Genomic DNA, 17,573 nt, shown 5'->3' with positions numbered 1-17,573 from the left:
TCAGAGGCGCTCCTGCGCTGCCGCCTGGTTCGGCGCATCCTCCGTTGTGCGGGCGGTTCGGCGAGTTCGGAGCAGCTGGATGCCGATGGGCAGCACGGAGACCACCACGATCCCGATCAGGATGAACTCGATGTTGGACTTGACGAAGGCGATCTGACCCAGGAAGTAGCCCAGCACAGTGACGCCGACGCCCCAGAGCGCCCCGCCGAGGACGTTGTAGATCAAGAATTTCCGGTAGTGCATCCGACTCGCCCCGGCGATGATCGGCGTGAACGTCCGCACAATCGGCACGAGCCGGGCCAGTACCACCGATCGGGCTCCGTACCGGGCGAAGAATTGGTTGGCCCGGCGCACGTTCTCTTGCTTGAACAGACGGGAGTCGGGCCGGCGGAACAGGCTCGGACCGACCCGCTTGCCGAACAGGTAACCCACCTGATCACCCACGATCGCGGCCACCGGCACCAGCAGGCAGACCAGCCAGAGCGGCTGGTGGAGGTAGCGGCGGTCGGCGACGAGCAGCCCGGCGGTGAACAGCAGCGAGTCACCGGGGAGGAAGAACCCGATCAGCAGCCCGGACTCGGCGAAGACGATGGCGAGGATGCCGATCAGCCCGAATGTGGAGATCAACCACTCCGGGTTGAGGAAGCTGGGACTTACGGCCGGCAGGGCCAGCGGCGTCGACACGAGGGGACCTCCGAACCAGTGGGGCGGGGAGCCTGTCCGGGAAGGGCTGACGCGGGTTCGGTCAGCGGCCGCTTGAGCGATGCCCGGCCAGCGACGGTGACCACCGGTCGATCACGCTCCAGCCGGACACGACGATCAGCACGGCTGCCCACCCCGATGACCGCGCCGGCGACGATGTATGCCGGACAGTGCAGACCTGTCGACCCTCGCGAACGATGACGGTGGACACCACAGACAGCGCTACCCCCAGCGCCAGGACAGAAACACACCGACCGCGAAAGCGGCCTGATCGTCCCCCGGTTTCTGTTTCCCGGACACCTGATCTCGTGGGCGGCGACGACGCTGAAAGTCGGCGTCGACGACGAGGCAGCTTCGGCGTGAAGACAGCGCGGTGAAACACGCCTGTGCTAGCTGTGCGGCGAGGAGGTTCGGCGATTGGTGAGGGTGGCGGCGAACATGCTCATGGCGAGAAGTTGGGTCGCGCCGAGGACCGCGATCAAGGTGGGCAGTGACCGGGTGTACAGGGCACCGACCAAACCGCCGCCGGCCAGTGCGGCAACGCCCTGCACGGCGGCGAAGACGCCGTAGGCGGTGGCGCGGCGCGCCGCCGGGACGAGGTCGGCCACGAGGGCTTTGACGGTGGAGTCCTGCACGCCGACGGCGGCGCCCCAGAGCAGGGTGCCGGCCACGACCGCGCCGACGGTCCCGGACAGGGCCAGGGCGGGTACGGCGGCGCTGAGCAGGGGCACGGCGAGCAGCACCCGTCCGCCCCACCGGTCGTACAGGTAGCCGCTGGCCAGGGCGGCGACGGCCGCGGCGGCCATGGCGGCGGCGTACAGCAGGGGGATGCTGGCGAGGGGGATCAGGCCGGTGCGGTTGGCGTGGAACGAGATGATCCCGAACGTGACCAGCCCGGCGGTGGCGGCGCCGGCCGCGGCGGCGAACAGGAAAAACCGGCGGGGCAGGTCGGTGCCGAGCCAGGAACCGACCGGGCCCGGCCGGGGGCCGGCAACGGTGGCGGGAGCCGGCGGGTCGGTGTCGTATCCGGCGGGGTCGGGTACGCGCAGACGGGTCCAGAGCAGCAGGCCCACGGCCATGGCGCCGGGGACAGCGAGGGCCGCCATCGCCGGCCAGATCAGCCCGGTGGCGGCGACAAGCCCCGCGACCAGCAGGGGGCCGGCGAACGCGCCCACCTGGTCGAGGGCCTTGTGCACGGCGAATCCGCGGCCGCGTCCGACGGCGCCGGCGGCCTGGGCGAGCAGCGCTGTCTTGGCCGGGCTACGGACCGCCTTCCCGGCGCGCTCGGTGAGGATCAGGCCGCAGGCCAGCGCCAGGCCGGCGCCGCCGAGGAAGGGGGCCACGGCCAGGAGGGGGACGCAGATCGCGGTGAGGGTGTAGCCGGCCAGGGTCAGCGACCAGTACCGGCCGGTGCGGTCCGCGAGAGGGCCGAAGGCCAGGCGCAGCAGCAGCGACATGGCCTCCCCGGCGCCGGCGACCAGACCGACGACCATCGCCGACGCGCCGAGAGCACCCAGGAGCGGTCCGGTGATGGACCGCGCGCCTTCGTAAACCATGTCGGCGGCGAGGCTGACCACGCCGAAGCTGACCACCACTCGCCACGCCGACCAGTCCGGCGGCGTCCTGATGGCGTCTTCGCCGATGGGGTCGGCCAGGCCGGTAGGGACGCTAGGCACGTTCACTCCTCGAGTCGGCCGTTGACGGCAGCAGCAGGGTGATCGTGGTGCCGGTGGTCGGGTGGTCGCAGGGCAGGTCGAATCGGCTGTCCGTGCGGTGGTGTACCCCGGCGGAGCAGATCCGCAGCTCGCCATGGTGCGCGCGGACGATGGCCTCGACGAGGGACAGGCCCAGGCCGGTGCCGGGTGTGGTGCGGGCGGTGTCGGCGCGGCAGAACCGTTCGGCGGCGTGCGGCAGGAACTGTGGGCTCATGCCGGGCCCGTCGTCGTGGACGGTGACCCTGATCAGTCCGTCGACGAGGCCGGCGGCGACGGTGATGGGTGGAGCGCCGTACCGGACGGCGTTGTCGAGCAGGTTCGTGACGACCCGCCCGAGGCCGGTGGCGTCTCCCCGGACGGTCAGGCCGACCGCGACCGTGGCGTGCACGGCTTCCCCGGTCGTGGCCCGGTACCGGCCGACGAGGCCGGTCAGCAGTTCGCTGAGGTCCACCTCGGGGGCGGTGTCGCCGTGGACGGGTTGCACGCCGACGTCGAGCAGGGTGTCGGCCAGCGAGATCAGGTGGGCGGTGTCGGCGGCGGCGCTGCGCAGGGTCTGTTCGAGTTCGGTGGCGCTGCGGGGTCGGCGCAGGGCCAGTTCCAACTCGGTGGACAGCAGGGTCAGCGGGGTGCGCAGTTCGTGGCTGGCGTCGTTGATGAACCGCCGCTCCCGGTCCAACGCCGACTCCAGCGCCGCGAGCATGTCGTTGAGGGTGCGCCCGAGGCGGGTCACCTCGTCGTCGGACCGCTCGGGTACGGCCAGCCGGACATCGGTGGCGCCGGCGGCGATGCGGGCGGCTTCGCTGCGGTACCGCTCGACGGGGGCGAGGGCGGCGCGGGCGAGGCGGTAGCCGACCAGGGAGGCGATGGCGAGGGCGGCGAGGTTGGCGAGGGTGAGTTGGCCGATGAGTTCCCGCAGTGCCTCGTCGCGTTGGTCGCGGCGGACTGCGGCGACGGTGACCGCGGGTTGCCCGGCCGCCGGGGTGGCGCCGGGGCGCACGGGTACCGCGGACAGGCGCAGGGGGCGGGTGCTGATCGGCAGCAGGGTGCCGCGGTCGGCCCGGACCGGATGCCGCAGGGCCCGCTGGAGCTGCTCGGGGGTGAGCAGGGATCCGGCGGGCAGGCCGGAGCTGGCGGACAGGACATGGTTTCCGGCGTCGAGGATCTGGTAGTACTCCCCCGGCCCGGCCCGTCCAGCGGCGGGTAGCGGGCCGCGGGCGCGGACGAGGTCGGTCAGCTGCGCCGACTGGGCGGCGAGGTCCTGGTCGAGGCGCAGGTCGAGGGCGTATTGGACGCGGAGGTAGACGAACGCGCCGGCACCAGAGAGGACCAGCAGCATCGCGGCGGCGAAGCCGGCGATCAGCCGGATCCGCAGTGGCAGGCGCCCCAACACCGCCCGGTCGCCACCGCCCGATGCGGTACGGGCACGGCGGCGGAGAGGCAGACCTGGCATGTCAGCCCCCGTCGGGACGTAGGCGGTAGCCGACGCCGCGCAGGGTTTCGATGGCGTGCCGGCCGAACGGTTTGTCGACCTTCCCGCGCAGGGTGGCGACGTGCACGTCGATGACATTGGAGCGGATGTCCGTTTCGCCGTCCCACACCTCGTCGAGGATCTGGTAACGGGTCAGGCACTGCCCGGCGCGGGTGAGCAGCAGGGTGAGGATGTCGAACTCCCGCGCGGACAGGTCGATCTCCGTCTCGCCGCGGAACACCCGCCGCCGTGCGGGGTCGAGCCGCAGGTCACCCGCGCGGACCTCGGCCGCTGGCGGGCCGGCAGCCCGGCGGTGCAGGGCGCGCAGCCGGGCGAGGAGTTCGTCGAAGGAGAACGGCTTGGCCAGGTAGTCATCGGCGCCGGCGTCGAGGCCGGCGACCCGGTCGGGGACGCCGTTGCGGGCGGTGAGCATCAGCACCGGTACGTGGTTTCCCTGCTCGCGCAAGGTCCGGCAGACGGCCGTGCCGTCGAGCCCGGGCAGCATGATGTCGAGCACCACCGTGTCGTACGCGCCGGTGGCCGCGGCGAGCAGCCCTTCGGGGCCGGTGTGCCGGATGTCGACCGCGTGTCCGGCTTCGCGGAGTCCCTGGGCGAGCAGGTTGGCCAGCCGCCGCTCGTCCTCCACCACCAGGATCCGCACCCGGCTCCCTCCCTTCGGGTCGTCCCGGCTGCCTAGTGCAACACACCGTCGGTGATCTTCATCCGGGCTTCATGTCCGGCTGCCTACCGTCGGCACCTCGATCCGGACGGCGGAGGGACAGCATGAACACCCGGCTCTTCCTGCAGATCAACGACCTGGCCCGGGCGACGCCATGGTTGCACGCCCCGCTGGCCGACTACGCGAAGTACGGTGTGGTGCTCTTCGCCGTTCTGCTGCTGGCCGGCTGGTGGACCGCCCGACAGCGCGGCGCCGGACTGCCGGCGGCCGTCTGGGCGCCGCTCGGCATGCTACTCGCCGTGGCGGGGAACCAGCTGATCGTGTCCGCCGTGCACGAACCCCGCCCCTACACGACCTTGCCCGGCATCCTGGTGCTGGCCGACCGAAGCACCGACCCGTCGTTCCCGTCGGACCACGCCACCATGGCCGGCGCCGTCGCGGCCGGCCTTCTGCTGGTCAGCTGGCGGCTCGGCCTGCTGGCCGCGGCCACCGCCGCGGTGATGGGCTTCGCCCGGATCTACATCGGCGCCCACTACCCGTCCGACGTGCTGGCCGGCTTCGCGGTCGGCGCCGCCGTGACTCTCCTCGGCTACCTGATCGCCCGCCGCCCGATCGGCGCCGCTCTGGACCGGCTGGACCACACCCTGCTGCGGCCCCTGCTGCGGCCCGGCGGCACTGCGGGCGCCCACCAGTCCTCCCCGGCGCGCCCGTGACCATCGCCGGTTCCCTCACCAGCCTGGTCGCACAGCACGGCTATCTCGGGATCGCCCTACTCGTCGGGGTGGAAGGCTTCGGCATGCCCGCGCCGGGCGAGACGGCGATCATCCTCGGCGCCGGATACGCCGCGCACGGCGAGCTGGCCATCGTCGCGGTCGCGTTCACCGCGTTCCTGGCCGCGATGACCGGGGACAGCATCGGCTACCTGATCGGCCGCACCGGCGGCCGGCGGATGATTCTGCGGCACGGCCGGTACGTGCGCCTGACCCCGGACCGGTTCGAACGGCTCGAGGCGGTGATGAGCCGCCACGGGCCGAAAATCGTCGCGGTCGCCCGTTTCGTCGAGGGCCTGCGGCAGTTCAACGGGGTCATCGCCGGGGCCACCGGCATGCCGTGGCGACGCTTCGTCACCGCCAACGCCCTCGGCGCCGCTGCTTGGGTAGGCGTGTGGGCCAGCGCTGGCTACTTCGCCGGGGACCACCTGCGCGCCATCGAGGCGGAGCTGCACCGCTACCAGTGGTACGCGGTCGCCGCCGGAGCATTCGCCGCACTGGCCTACGTCGGGTGGCGGCTGACCCGTAGGAGTGAGCGTCCCTGACACGCCGGCTCGTTTCATGCTGGCTTCATGTGCGATCTTTAGCGTCCGGGCCATGAGCGATGTGCTGGCGGTCAACGCCGTCAACCTCACCAAAACCTACGGTCCCCTTACGGCCGTCGACGACATCACCGTGCAGGTCGCCCAAGGCGAGGTGTACGGGGTCCTCGGCCCCAACGGCGCAGGCAAGACCACGTTCCTGCGGATGCTGTTCGGGCTGATCCGCCCCGACGCCGGCACCCTGGAGGTCTTCGGCCGCTCCTGGCAGCGCCACGGCGTCAATTCGCTGACCGGCGTCGCTGGTTTCCTCGAGAGCCCGAAGTTCTATCCCGCGTTGAGCGGCCGCAGGAACCTGCGCCTGCTCGCCGGCCTCGACGGCGGTGACGCCGCCGCCCGCATCAACGAGGTGCTCGACGTCGTCGGGCTGACCGACCGGCAGCACGACAAGGTCCGCGGCTACTCCTTCGGCATGCGCCAGCGCCTGGGGGTCGCCTCGGCCCTGCTGCGGGACCCGCGACTGCTGGTGCTGGACGAGCCCGCCAACGGCCTGGACCCCGCCGGCATTCGCGACATGCGAGCCCTGGTCCGACATCTCGCCGACACCGGCCTCACCGTCCTGCTCTCCAGCCACGACATGGCCGAGGTCGAGCAGATCTGCGACAACGTCACCATCATGAAGGCCGGCTCGGTCGTGCACCACGGCTCCATCGCAGCGCTACGCGAGCTGGCCCCAGAGCAGGCCCACCGGATCACCACCACCGACGACGACCGGGCCGCCGAACTGGCCCGGGCCCGCGGGCTGGAGGTCAGCCCGGTGGATGACGGGCTGGCCGTCCGTGGACCCCAGAAGGACGTCGACGGGCTGATCGGCGACATCGTCGACGCCGGGATCGCGCTGCGCGGCCTCACCCGGGACGAGACACCGCTGGAGGCGCTGTTCTTCATGCTCACCGAATCCGCCCCCGCCGGCCCGACCACCGGCCTCGACGCCCCGACCGGAGCCCGCCGATGACCACCACCACCGCCGTACCCGCCGGCACGCCCACCGCCCGCCGCCGGCCCGGCACCGCCTCGGTGCTGCGCTGGGAAATCACAAAGGTGGCCGCCCAGGCCCGCAGCCGCGCCCTGCTGATCGGCGCGATCGTCGTTCCGATCGCGATCGTTCTGATCTTCAACACCCAGCTACCGCCCAAGGACACCATCTACGGCCGGCACATCCACACCAGCGGCTACGCCGTACCGCTGTTCGTGCTCGCCTTCGCCCACCAGTGGGTGCTTCCCCTGCTCGCCGCCCTCGTCGCCGGTGACATCTTCGCCAACGAGGACCAGTACGGCACCTGGAAGACCATCCTCACCCGCTCCGTCAGCCGCACGCAGGTCTTCTGGGCCAAGACGCTCACCGCGGTCGGCGTCAACCTGCTCGTGCTCGCACTGCTCGCCGCCAGCACCATCACCACCAGCCTGCTCGTCGTCGGCACCCAACCGCTGCCCGGGCTGAGCGGCCAGCTCATCCCCGCCGGCAGCGCGCTACCCATCGTCATCGCGAGCTGGGCCACCGCCGTCCCGCCGGTCCTCGGCTTCACCGCGCTGGCGATCCTGCTGTCGGTCATCACCCGCAACCCGACGATCGGCGTCGCCGCGCCCGTCGTCCTCGGGATGATCATGCAGCTGCTCAGCGGCCTGGGCGGACTCAACAAGGCACGCCAGATCCTGCTCACCACGCCGTTCGAGGCCTGGCACGGGCTGCTCACCGCGCATCCCTTCCACGCCCCGATCACCACCGGCGCGATCGTGAGCGCCGGCTGGCTGATCATCTGTCTCGCCCTCGCCTACCCCTACCTGCGTCGTCGCGACATCACCGGAGGCTGACCGATGAACCCCCTGCGCACTTCCGTCCTGGCCGCCGGCCTCGCGGTTGCCGCCGCCGCCTCGCTGGCCGGCTGCGGCCAGCCCGACGTCACCAAGACCCGCCTCGAACGCGCCATCGGGCCCGCCTTCGCCAACCTCTACGTCCAGCGGGCGGACCTGCTCGGCGAGCCCGGCGTCACCGTCGCAGGCATCGGCGCATCCGCCGCCTGCGACCGCGGCGGCCCCGAGGTCGCCGACGTCGGCCCCGGCCCCGACTGGATCTGCATGATCCACTTCACTGACGACCACGGGCAGCCACAGGACGGCAAGTTCGAGGTGCAGGCCAAGGCCGACGCCACCTACGTCGCCGGCGGACCCTCGAAACTCATCGGCCAGGCAACCCTCACCGACAGCCACGGCCACGACGTCCCCAACCCCGTGTTCGAATTCGACGGCGCCTTCGACCCCGACCACTGAGCCGCCAGGAGACCCGAGACCGGCCCTGACCGAGCCGGCACAACAAGCTGCGCAGTCGGTCAAGTCCACGGCCGCGGGTAGCGCATCCGCCGTGCAGGAACAGAGCAGGACGGCTGCCCGCCAGGTCCAAGGCCGCGCGAAGGCCGAGACGATCTGCGGCGCTCAAGGGTGGGCATACAGCGCATAGCAATGTGGCAGCCGGATGGGCGGGCGGGTCACGATTACCCGCCCGCCCCCGATGAGCACGCACCTACAGCCCTCAAGGGCCCGCCCGTCACCGCCGGCGGCGGCTGGGCTCCGGGATGTTCGCCGCGACCTCCTCGTGGCGGACCTGCTCGTCGATCGGCCGGTCCTCGACCACCTCGTTCTTGGCCAGGCGGACCCGCTCGACCGGCACCCGGTCCTTGGCCACCACGGGACGTTCGGCGCGCAGCTGCATCTCCTGCTGCGCCTCACCCATGTCGGCACGAACGCTGCCCGCGTCCGCGGCGGTGATGGGCTCGCGCTCGACGTACACCTCGTCGTGCTCGACCGGCACGGTCGTGTGCACGTTCTCGGTGACCACGTTCTTGCAAAGTACCGCCTTGCCGGCGGGCTGGCTTTCCGTGCCCACTCGCAGCCGTTCCTCGGAGCGGATCAGTTCCTCGCGGCTTTGCGGGGCCTGCTGCGACTGCATCCGGTAGTGCGCGTACAGCTGCGCGGTCTGCTCAGCGTTGAGCGGAGTATTGGCGCCAGGCGGCACGCTCGGGGCCTTCTGGACGGTTGCCTTGTCGTAGACGACCTTCAGCCGCCCGTCCTGCATCTGCGCGTTCCCCAGCGGGCCATCGGCTCCTGGCGACCACCGGTTTGCACGCTCACCCAGGCCGGGTAGCCCGAAGTGGCCCATACCTGATCGACACTGCCGATCTTGGCACCCGACTGGTCCTGGACGTCCTTGCCGTACAACGAACGCACCTGCTGTTCGGTGAGTTGCATCGTCATCCTCCTCTCGGCCGTTACCGCTCGCGTACCCGACGACATCCGCGCGCCATTCCCCGCCCGGTCCCTACCTGATCCGGACGGCGGCTGGTCGGGCATAACGGTCACCGAGGGCACTCGCGGTCGACCTGGGGCATACGGGCACCGCTGCCGCGAGCCCGTAGGGCGTGGGGGTGGGTTCCGGCTCCGCGGCTTCCTGCCTTACTTGCGTCACGGGTAGACCCGCCATTGGCGGACCCTGCCCTTTCGCCGGTTGCGTTGGATCACCAAAACGGCAACCCCCGCGGCGGCGGCGAGGGCGGTCAACACGGCGGGTTTCCGTTGACTCCTCACCTGGTACGCCGAGGTGCGCATCACCTTGGCGCTGCTCGCACCTTTCTGGCCTACTGCCCGGGCTCTCTGGGCGGCTTTTCGGCCTGCCAGCTTCATGCTGCTCATGGCCTTCTGGCCAACCGGGCTCTGGAGGGCCTTGCGCCCCATGGCCGTGGTGCGCTGCATCGTCCGTTGGCTCACGGCCCTAGTCACCCCTACAGCTTTTCCACGTACCGCTTGTGGGGCCTGTACCGCCTGTTCCCGGACGCGGTTCGTAACCTGCGCGGCCGCCTCCTGCCCCCGTGCTTTCACATCAGCCTTGGCCGCCAACGCCTGAACAGTTTTATCGAGGTCCGCCCGCGTCTTCTGGATCTCCTCACGCCCCGCGCCCGCGTCCCCGCCCCCGCTCTCCGTGCTCATCCCCGTCCCCGATTCTTCGCCGCGTCGCGCACCACATCAGCGTCGGCACGAACACTGTCCACAGCCGCCTTCGGAACCGGGGGCATCGCCTTGCTCACCCGCTTCTTCCCCGAGAGCGCCAGCAGCCCGGCGATCACAAGCAATACGACCCCGACGACGAGCGCCGCCACCCACGCCGGCATGACCTCACCGAGGACCAACACGAACGCGGCGACAAGCGCACCACCGCCGTACAACGCCAGCGCCCCGCCACCGCCGAACAAACCGGCGCCGACGCCCACGCGCTTGCCCTTCGCAGTCATCTCCGCGCGGGCCGCTGTCAACTCCTGACGAACCAGTCGAGAGATCTGCTCAGCGGCCCGCTGTACCAACTCCGACGTCGGCGTCTCGGCAGCGCTTTTGGGTGGGCTGCCGTCCGCACCATCCCCCATAACCTCATCCTTTCCCATCAACGCACCGCTGGGCCTCGCCAGATCTCTCGCTGCAGGCGCACCCGAGACGCCACCCACCGATGACCTCCTGGGTCGCCGCGCCACGTCGCCCCAACCGCCCCGACTGGCACGGCTCTGTGAACGGCAGAAGCCGGGGGCTTCAGACGCGGCCCGCCGGAGAGACGGTCGCGCTGCTTCCGTCAGCCGCGCTCAGCGGCGGCACCGTCACATCCGGCATCCTCACACCCGCGTCGTTCGGCGCCGCATCAGTGCGAGTCGACGCCAGCATGGAATCGCCGCCCCGGTCGGCGGCGGTGCTGAACGGATCGTCACGGTGCCACCCCTTTGAACGCCCTATCGCTGTCGCACCTGCTGCCCCTACAACGGCACCGGCCGCGAAGACCCCGGCCATCACCGGCCAACGCTTGCGCGACAAGCGCGGTCGCCTTTACATGTTCCGCCTCCTCATGATCGTCCACCGATTTTGCAAGCCAGTCCCTCGCGTGCCGCAGCGATCCGACGGAGAACTCGATCAACACGCGCCTGAGCGGGTTTGAGGCGTCCTCGTCGCACCGTTGACCCCTCGTCCAACGACCGCCACCGCCCCCACCGCTATAGGCGATCCCACCCATCAGCTCTTTTCGGCCAAAACGCCCCGCACCCGCCCATTCTCTACCCGCAACACCTCCACTGGCACGGAAACGGCTGACGCTCATCGCCGAAACGGCATTGCCCGCCCCTCCGTGACCGGCGAGACCGGCGAGAGCGGCGTCGGCGTCGCGGTGGCCGATCCGCTGGCCAGGACCCTCTCGCGGTCGCTGTGATCCACCTGCGCAAGTCGGACTGCGCCGGCAGGGTCGGAAGCATCAGGGCAGCCCGCCAGAGTCGGAGCTCGGCTCCGGGCGTTGCCGCACGGTCAGGTATACGCCGAAACGATCCGGGGATACGGGGCCGGACACCGGAAAAACTGGCCGGTATCGCAAGTGAGTCATTGAAGACCACGCCGAGGGGGGTCGCGTCCGTGCACCAGGATCCCTCGGGCCGAGACGGCCGGCGGCATACGGTGGCGGGGGAAGCCGAGGGTGGCTGGCAGGGAAATACAAAGAGTGCTCGTCGTCGGCGCGCCGTTCGGACACGGCCACATGCGGGCAGCCGAGGCCATCGGCCGTCTGCTTCGTCAGCGCAATCCTGACCTCGAGGTGGCGGTCGAGGACATGTCCGGTCATCTCTTCCCGCTGCTACGCCTCGATCGCGCGTTGCGCACCGCCTACCGGTGGTCCACCAGCCGCTTCCGCGGGCATCCGCACCACGGGCTTTACCAGATTGCAGCGCGGCAGTGCACGGCGCCCGCCGCGATGACGATCACGAGCCTGACATGGGCCGGGAACGCATCCGATGGTATGCCTACCTACATCTCTTCGACGCTGACGGGCGTCACCGCAGATCCGAGATTTCGCTGATCGGCATCGCACCGAACTTGCGAGGCGAACTCGGCGAGCAGGCTGAGCGCCGCCTGACGGCACTGCTCGATCAGCTGTCTGACCGCCAGCTCACCGACATCTCGATCCGGCCGTTTCACATGCTCTACGATGGTGTCACGTTCGGTCTGATCGACGAATCCGATGTCGAGCGGGGCGACTGGGTTGAGTTGTACCCAGACGGTCTCGGGTTCTCCGAGCCGTGGGACGGGCTCTATAGCACCTGACCGCGAGCAGGTGTCGTCTACCAGCAAAGTCGGCTTGGTCGCGCGCGACGCGGCATGAGAGCGCGGGCTCGACGACGCAGCCGGACGGAATCACAGCATCCTGCTCTCGGCACCCCACAGGTAGAAGGCAGGGACACCGCGCTGCAGTCCCAGTCGGTAGATCCCGACTCCATGCACCGGCACTGCATCCCCGACGTGCGGCGCCTGGATGGTAGCGGCCTTCCGTATCAATTCCTCGGCGGTAAAGGAGGTCCCGTTGTCCGCTCGCACGTGGACACCAGCCTTCGAGCCGCCTTTGGGACCGAACGGGCACAGGTACACCTCAGGCGTCTGCAACCCTGCACCGTCCGGGCGGCCGGTGGTGGCGCGGAACTCGGCAGCCCAGGCCGGTGTCTGCGACACCTCGGCCGGCCAAGACAGCCTGGCGCTCTGCGCGACGGCGAACGGGAGGTCAGGACGATGGACCGCCCGCTCGTCGGCCGCCAACGGCTCCGACCGCACGAACGTTGCCTTCTCCGCCAACACGGAACTGTGCACGACGTAGTAGCTGACACGCCCCTGCTTGATCTTCTGAAGGTCCGCCAGTCCCCAGTTGCCCAAATGCGACCACCAGGCGTCGTACATGACGACAGCACCGTCGTGTACGAGTGCACGCATCAGCCCGTCGCGGTCCGGCCACAGGAACACGGCTCCAGCTTCAACCCATGACGGATCCACGGGCGGACCCTACCGGCACACCCCAGAACCAAACGTCCGCTCATCGGCAAAGTCGGACGTTGCGGGAGCGGGGCTGAACGCGCGCATCGCGGCAGATCCGTGCGTTCCTCACCGTCACCTTGCCGACCCTTCGGGCCGTTGCTGGTCTCCGAGTGCTCGACGGGGCTGCGTTGCACCGGATGGGGTACGGCTCCGAGTCGCGATCTCCTACCGGCCGGTGGCACCGTCGATGAGCTCTCGCAGGATGTCGGCGTGACCGGCATGCCGGATGGTCTCGCTCGTCATGTGGGCGAGCACCCAGCGAAGCGTACGAGGCGCGTCACCGACCGGCTGCGCGGTGAGGAGGTCGGGGCCAGCGGCTGCGATGATGTGGGCGTCGCTGTCGGCGATCGCGGTCCGGTAGCCGGCGATGATCTGTTCCGGGGACCGGTCCGGCTCGACCACCATGTCGAAGTCGACGTCGGCGTAGCGCGGGTCGCCGGCGAACGTGTAGCCGAACCAGTACCGTTCGGCGTCGGTCAGGTGCTGGACCAGGCCCAGCAGTGCGGTGTCGGAGACGACCAGGCGGCGCCGCAGCTGCTCCTCGTTCAAGCCGGCGACCTTCTTCAGCACGCATGATCGAGCGAAGGACAAGAAGGCGAGGGTGGTGTCGAGCTCGCCACCGTCGTTGCGCGGTACGGCTTCGCGTTGGGATTCGATCATGCCCTGACCTTACGTACTGCCATCCGGGAGAGGCAGGCGGGGACGTCATCCGTGCGGTACCGACCAGACGCCCGCTCATCGGCACGAGCGCGCGCAGTGCGGCAGATCCGGACGTGGAAATAGACCATGACCGTGTTGATATACCAAGGTCGTACGCGCTGTTAAGTCTGGCCCTGGTTCAGACTGGTCGGACGTCGAGGACGTGCAGCTACAAGCGCGGTCCCTGGCTTGTTTCACCGCGGTGCACGAGTGGTGCGCGGTCACCCTGGAGGGCGGCCGTCAACTGATCCAAGCCCAGCGAACCCAGCTCCAGGGCCTGACGATGGAATGCGCGCCGGTCGCCGGGGAAGGACGAGCGGCCTGCCAGCCACACCCGCTCACCCACCTTGTAGGCCAGCGCCTGCCCTGGCCGGCCCAGGTAACGCGCGAGCTCGGCGGACGCGTACGGCCCCTGGTGACAGCGGTCCCGCAGCAGCTTCAGCGCAGCATCCGGTGTCCACAATGCTCTGTCACCAGACGGCATCGGCAGCCGCAGGTGCAGGCCGATGTCGACCACAACCCGTGCCGCCCGCAGCAGCTGCATATATAGATACCCCAGTCGAGCACCCGGCTGTTCATAGAGCCCGAGCTCGTCCATGAACCGCTCGGCGTACAGTGCCCAGCCCTCCTGGCTGCCGGAGAGGCCGCCGAGCAGGTTCAGCCGCTGCCCGAGGCCTCCCCGGCAGACCTCGGAGCCGAGGTGGAGGTGGTGGCCGGGAACGCCCTCGTGATAGGCGGTGCTGTAGGCGTACCAGGTGGGGAAACTCGCTGCGTCCTCGGGGAGGGACCACCAGACCCGGCCCGGCCGCGTCAGGTCCCGCGACGGCCCGGTGTAGGCAATGCCGGACGACGTGGTCAACCGCGACTCGATGCGCCGCAGCGGGGCGGGGATGTCGAAGTACACGCCGTCCAGTCGCTCGGTGGCGGCCTCCAACAGCTCCTGCAGCCACGCGGCGAACGCCTCCCTGCTGTGCAGCGTGCCGGGCGCGTCGGGGCTGGCGAGCCAGGCGAGCACCTCTGGCACACTCCCGCCCAGGGCCTTCGCTTCCGCGATCAGCTCTGCCTCGATCGCGCTGAACTCGTCCCAGCCCCAGTCGTACAGCTCGCGCAGGTCAGGCTGGGCCGCGAGGAAGGTGCGCACCCAGAGTGCGTACCGCTGCTGCCCGAACGCTTCCTCATCAACGGCCCGCGGTGCTAGGTCCGAGGTCAGCATCTCGGCCAGTTTCTGGTACGCCTCTCGCGCGCCCGTCGCTGCGGCCTGCAACGACGCCCGCTGACGCCCCACGCCGTAGCGATCCACCAGGGCGACATCGTCGTCGATCCAGTTGCGGCAGCGCTGCGTCACGAGCTCCACTTGACGCCGCGCCGGCAAATTGCCGCGCTCCGCGGCAAGTAAGAGGCTGCGGGCATACCCGTCCAGGGCCGCGGGGATCGCGGCCAGGCGCGCGCCGACACGAGCCCAGCCCTCCTCGTAGGCCGCGCCCTCGGCGCCGCGGCCGGGAACCGCGGCCTCGACGGCCTGGCGGATGAGCTGGAGCGGACCGGTGGCCGCCGCGTGCAGTTCGCGCAGGTCCTCCCCGGCGTCATGGAAGGCGATACGCGCATGCAGCCGTTCGGCGAGGTGGGCGTGCAGCGGGGTCGCGGCCGGCAGTACATCACCCAAGATCTCGAGCTCGCGCAGGGCGCGGGCCGCGAGATCGGTGCGGGCCTGGTGGCCCTCCGGGCCGTAGTCGGTCAGCCCGTCGACATCCTGCTCGCCAGCCTCGACGACCGCTGTGCAGGGGTCGAGACCGGCCACGTCGCACAGGAGCCGATCCGCGAAGTCCTCGATCATGGGGGGCAATGCTAGGGCCTTGCCCTAGCTGCGGTGGTGCGAGCCTGCATCGATCGCGGCAAGCGGTTCAGAACCATCTGACAACTTCCGCTCATCGGCACGACCGGACGGCGGATGGCTCAAGCGATCGTGACGCTCCGCAGCGCACGGTCCGCGGCAAATCCGGATGCCTGGTCCGAGCGCGTGCGAGTTGCCATCAATCGGGGTCAGGTTGGGGTCGCTCGCTGGCTGTCGCGAAGATGCGCGCATAGATCTGATCGATGACGTCGTTCTTCGCCAGGCTGTAGTCGCTGGTTCGATGGGCGGTATCCCGCGCGAGGCGCCGCTTGGTCGCGGCGTAGAGCTCCCGGTCTTCTGGATGCGAGCGCAGCCAGTCCCGGAAGAGCCTGTGCCTTATCGGTTCGGGCGCGTCCCGCGGCCAAACGTGAAGATTGATGTCTTCCGCAGGGCCAACCAGCATCCTATGCCCGTGCCACCACGGCTGTCGGAGAACGAGTCGGTACCCGATCCCTTCAAGGGCGGGGATGTAGCGGGACTCGTCCGTGGTGTCTTCAAGTAGGAGGTCGATGTCGATGATGGGCTTGGCTGCCAAACCCGGCACCGATGTGGATCCTACGTGTTCGGTGTTGAGGACCAGGTCGCCCAGGGCCTCCTTGAGTAGGGAGCTGACAGCAGCGTATCGATCAGCCCAAGCCGGGTCGTAGTCCTCGACGACGATGGACTGCCAGCTCCTTGGAGGCTCTTCTACCAGGCCGGCAGCTATTTGCTCAGGGGTGGCATGGAAGCGCTGTATGACTTCCTGCGGGTACTCAGCCAACCCAACCTCCGGAAGAATAGAAGTCGGCCAGGATACGACACGGGGATCGCTGAAGCGAGCCGGTTCGTCCGCTCATCGGCAGATCAGGATGCCGAGCGGTAGCGGTCGCCGCCACGCTCCGCCACGCGCGGATCGCGGCATGTGCGGACGACTAGTCAGGATCTTCGTGATCGGTCGATCTGGTCCAGGAGCTTGTCCGCGCTGGGCGTGCTTGAGGAGGCGAAGCGCAGTCGCTGCGAAACTGTCGTGTTGTCGGAGCGATGACGACCGGCGTCCCGGAAAATTCTTCAAGGAAGTCCGGGAGGGGGTGTCGGTTCGGGGCGGTGGTGTTCGTAGCAGGGGTGAGGCCGCCCGCAAGGGGCGGCGCCAAGGTGAAGGAACCGCGATCATGAAGCTGACGACCATGACCCAGGTCACCCTCGATGGAGTGATGCAGGGAAACGGCGCCGCGTCGGATGACCGCAGGAACGGATTCGAGCGCGGCGGATGGGCCCGGGGGGCGGGTGACGACGAGACCAGGACGTTCATCACGCAGACCTACCAGCGCGCCGACGCGTTCCTGTTCGGCCGGCGCACCTACGAGTTGTTCGCCGGCTCCTGGGGATCAATCGACCAGATGCGCGCACATCCCATCGGCGTGGCCTTGAACGAGGCCCCCAAGTACGTTGCCTCGACCACGCTCACCGCGCCGCGTTGGGAGGACACGACCGTTCTCCGCGGTGACCTCGCGGCGGCCATCAGCGAGCTGAAGGCCAAGCCCGGGGGGTGAACTGCAGGTGCACGGCAGTGGCGCCCTGACCCGGTGGCTGCTGGAGAACGATCTGGTCGACGAGATGATTCTGATCGTGATCCCGGTGATCCTCGGCCAGGGCGCGAGACTGTTCCCGGAGACCGGTCCGGATCTTGCGCTCGACCTGGTCGAGTCGCGGGTCGACTCGAAGGGCGTGTCGATCCAGGTCTACCGGCCGGCCGGGCGCCCGCGGTATGCAACGGCCTGAAGTCCCTGACCGCCGAACCACGCTGTCTTGACACCAGAGGAGATGATCTTCAGATGCAGTACCTGGTTTCCGTGATCGATGACAAGAGCAATCCCGGCAGCACGGACAGGCGGCCTGCCATCAGCGCGTTCAACGAACGACTGATCGCCGAGGGCTACTGGGTTTTCGCGGGCGGCCTCGCGGACACCGACGCGGCCACCGTCATCGACAACCGGGGCGAGCAGGCGGTGTTCAGCGACGGGCCTTTCGTGGAGTCGAAGGAGTACCTCGCCGGCGTCTGGGTGTGGGAGGTCCCCGATCTGGATGTGGCGCTCAAGCTCGCCACCGAGGCGTCGAAGGTCTGCGATCGGAAGGTCGAGGTGCGGCCCTTCCTGTGAACAGGGTCGACGTCCGCGAGGCGGTCACCCGGGCCCACCACG

The 17,573-nt window shown here is 69.6% G+C and carries 22 protein-coding genes; 10 read left to right on the top strand and 12 right to left on the bottom strand.

Annotated elements, in window-relative coordinates; all coding sequences use genetic code 11:
• The 4 genes from DKT69_RS14750 to DKT69_RS14735 all read right to left on the bottom strand — a co-directional run bounded on the left by DKT69_RS14750 (position 1) and on the right by DKT69_RS14735 (position 4,546).
• A complete protein-coding gene (locus DKT69_RS14750; protein WP_109802132.1) occupies positions 1–684 on the bottom strand; it encodes a DedA family protein in 684 nt (227 codons plus the stop codon).
• A gap of 407 nt (positions 685–1,091) precedes the next feature.
• The gene (locus tag DKT69_RS14745) at positions 1,092–2,294 is read right to left on the bottom strand and encodes an MFS transporter (protein WP_236647927.1); all 1,203 of its coding nucleotides are present in this window, start codon (positions 2,292–2,294) and stop codon (positions 1,092–1,094) included.
• Positions 2,295–2,370: 76 nt separating this feature from the next.
• Positions 2,371–3,804 carry a sensor histidine kinase gene (locus DKT69_RS14740; protein WP_201749668.1) on the bottom strand — a complete coding sequence of 478 codons (1,434 nt, stop codon included), beginning with the start codon at positions 3,802–3,804 and terminating at the stop codon, positions 2,371–2,373.
• Positions 3,805–3,868: 64 nt separating this feature from the next.
• Positions 3,869–4,546 carry a response regulator gene (locus DKT69_RS14735; RefSeq protein ID WP_109802129.1) on the bottom strand — a complete coding sequence of 226 codons (678 nt, stop codon included), beginning with the start codon at positions 4,544–4,546 and terminating at the stop codon, positions 3,869–3,871.
• Positions 4,547–4,668: 122 nt separating this feature from the next.
• Between DKT69_RS14735 and DKT69_RS14730 the strand changes: the two genes are divergently transcribed.
• Genes DKT69_RS14730 through DKT69_RS14710 form a run of 5 tightly spaced genes read left to right on the top strand, consistent with a single transcriptional unit; the run spans position 4,669 to position 8,201 of the window.
• Entirely contained in the window at positions 4,669–5,277 is a 609-nt protein-coding gene (locus tag DKT69_RS14730; protein ID WP_109802128.1) for a phosphatase PAP2 family protein, read from the top strand.
• Complete coding sequence (locus DKT69_RS14725) at positions 5,274–5,879, top strand: DedA family protein (protein ID WP_236647924.1); 606 nt, start codon at positions 5,274–5,276, stop codon at positions 5,877–5,879. Before DKT69_RS14730 ends, DKT69_RS14725 begins: the two co-directional genes overlap by 4 nt.
• Before the next feature lie 52 nt (positions 5,880–5,931).
• Positions 5,932–6,888 (top strand): ABC transporter ATP-binding protein, encoded by a 957-nt coding sequence (locus DKT69_RS14720; protein WP_109802127.1) that lies wholly within the window; start codon positions 5,932–5,934, stop codon positions 6,886–6,888.
• Positions 6,885–7,745: a DUF2705 family protein gene (locus tag DKT69_RS14715; RefSeq protein ID WP_109802126.1), complete on the top strand. Its 861-nt coding sequence runs from the start codon at positions 6,885–6,887 to the stop codon at positions 7,743–7,745. The genes DKT69_RS14720 and DKT69_RS14715 overlap by 4 nt, the downstream gene beginning before the upstream one ends.
• Positions 7,746–7,748: 3 nt before the next feature.
• Entirely contained in the window at positions 7,749–8,201 is a 453-nt protein-coding gene (locus tag DKT69_RS14710) for a hypothetical protein (RefSeq protein ID WP_109802125.1), read from the top strand.
• A 274-nt stretch (positions 8,202–8,475) separates the two neighbouring features.
• Here DKT69_RS14710 and DKT69_RS14705 read toward each other — a convergent pair whose 3' ends face one another.
• The 4 genes from DKT69_RS14705 to DKT69_RS14695 all read right to left on the bottom strand — a co-directional run bounded on the left by DKT69_RS14705 (position 8,476) and on the right by DKT69_RS14695 (position 10,342).
• The gene (locus DKT69_RS14705) at positions 8,476–9,003 is read right to left on the bottom strand and encodes a YsnF/AvaK domain-containing protein (RefSeq protein ID WP_161557840.1); all 528 of its coding nucleotides are present in this window, start codon (positions 9,001–9,003) and stop codon (positions 8,476–8,478) included.
• On the bottom strand, positions 8,985–9,176 hold the full coding sequence (locus tag DKT69_RS38320) for a PRC-barrel domain-containing protein (RefSeq protein ID WP_161557839.1): 192 nt from the start codon (positions 9,174–9,176) through the stop codon (positions 8,985–8,987). Before DKT69_RS38320 ends, DKT69_RS14705 begins: the two co-directional genes overlap by 19 nt.
• Positions 9,177–9,389: 213 nt before the next feature.
• Positions 9,390–9,911, bottom strand: coding sequence for a DUF3618 domain-containing protein (locus DKT69_RS14700; RefSeq protein ID WP_109802123.1), 522 nt, complete (start codon positions 9,909–9,911; stop codon positions 9,390–9,392).
• Positions 9,908–10,342 carry a phage holin family protein gene (locus DKT69_RS14695; RefSeq protein ID WP_109802122.1) on the bottom strand — a complete coding sequence of 145 codons (435 nt, stop codon included), beginning with the start codon at positions 10,340–10,342 and terminating at the stop codon, positions 9,908–9,910. Before DKT69_RS14695 ends, DKT69_RS14700 begins: the two co-directional genes overlap by 4 nt.
• Before the next feature lie 1,106 nt (positions 10,343–11,448).
• Between DKT69_RS14695 and DKT69_RS14690 the strand changes: the two genes are divergently transcribed.
• Entirely contained in the window at positions 11,449–11,802 is a 354-nt protein-coding gene (locus tag DKT69_RS14690) for a hypothetical protein (RefSeq protein WP_109802121.1), read from the top strand.
• A gap of 17 nt (positions 11,803–11,819) precedes the next feature.
• The gene (locus DKT69_RS14685) at positions 11,820–12,047 is read left to right on the top strand and encodes a hypothetical protein (RefSeq protein ID WP_109802120.1); all 228 of its coding nucleotides are present in this window, start codon (positions 11,820–11,822) and stop codon (positions 12,045–12,047) included.
• A 90-nt stretch (positions 12,048–12,137) separates the two neighbouring features.
• Here DKT69_RS14685 and DKT69_RS14680 read toward each other — a convergent pair whose 3' ends face one another.
• From DKT69_RS14680 to DKT69_RS14665, 4 genes are all read right to left on the bottom strand, one after another.
• Positions 12,138–12,734, bottom strand: a complete 597-nt coding sequence (locus DKT69_RS14680; protein ID WP_109802119.1) for a hypothetical protein — start codon at positions 12,732–12,734, stop codon at positions 12,138–12,140.
• Positions 12,735–12,971: 237 nt separating this feature from the next.
• Positions 12,972–13,466, bottom strand: a complete 495-nt coding sequence (locus tag DKT69_RS14675; protein ID WP_109802118.1) for a DinB family protein — start codon at positions 13,464–13,466, stop codon at positions 12,972–12,974.
• A 208-nt stretch (positions 13,467–13,674) separates the two neighbouring features.
• The gene (locus DKT69_RS14670) at positions 13,675–15,339 is read right to left on the bottom strand and encodes a DUF885 domain-containing protein (protein ID WP_109802117.1); all 1,665 of its coding nucleotides are present in this window, start codon (positions 15,337–15,339) and stop codon (positions 13,675–13,677) included.
• A gap of 196 nt (positions 15,340–15,535) precedes the next feature.
• Complete coding sequence (locus DKT69_RS14665; protein ID WP_201749667.1) at positions 15,536–16,156, bottom strand: GrpB family protein; 621 nt, start codon at positions 16,154–16,156, stop codon at positions 15,536–15,538.
• Positions 16,157–16,544: 388 nt separating this feature from the next.
• Here DKT69_RS14665 and DKT69_RS40625 point away from each other — a divergent pair, with 388 nt between their 5' ends.
• Genes DKT69_RS40625 through DKT69_RS14655 form a run of 3 tightly spaced genes read left to right on the top strand, consistent with a single transcriptional unit; the run spans position 16,545 to position 17,531 of the window.
• Complete coding sequence (locus DKT69_RS40625; protein ID WP_255420201.1) at positions 16,545–16,925, top strand: dihydrofolate reductase family protein; 381 nt, start codon at positions 16,545–16,547, stop codon at positions 16,923–16,925.
• Positions 16,926–16,932: 7 nt separating this feature from the next.
• Positions 16,933–17,154: a dihydrofolate reductase family protein gene (locus DKT69_RS40620; protein ID WP_255420200.1), complete on the top strand. Its 222-nt coding sequence runs from the start codon at positions 16,933–16,935 to the stop codon at positions 17,152–17,154.
• A 53-nt stretch (positions 17,155–17,207) separates the two neighbouring features.
• Complete coding sequence (locus DKT69_RS14655; protein WP_109802116.1) at positions 17,208–17,531, top strand: YciI family protein; 324 nt, start codon at positions 17,208–17,210, stop codon at positions 17,529–17,531.
• Positions 17,532–17,573 lie beyond the last annotated feature (42 nt).

Source organism: Micromonospora sicca (assembly GCF_003172935.1).
GTDB lineage: Bacteria > Actinomycetota > Actinomycetes > Mycobacteriales > Micromonosporaceae > Micromonospora > Micromonospora sicca.
The sequence above is the reverse complement of the archived record's forward strand: the minus strand, read 5'-3'. Positions and strand labels throughout refer to the sequence as shown.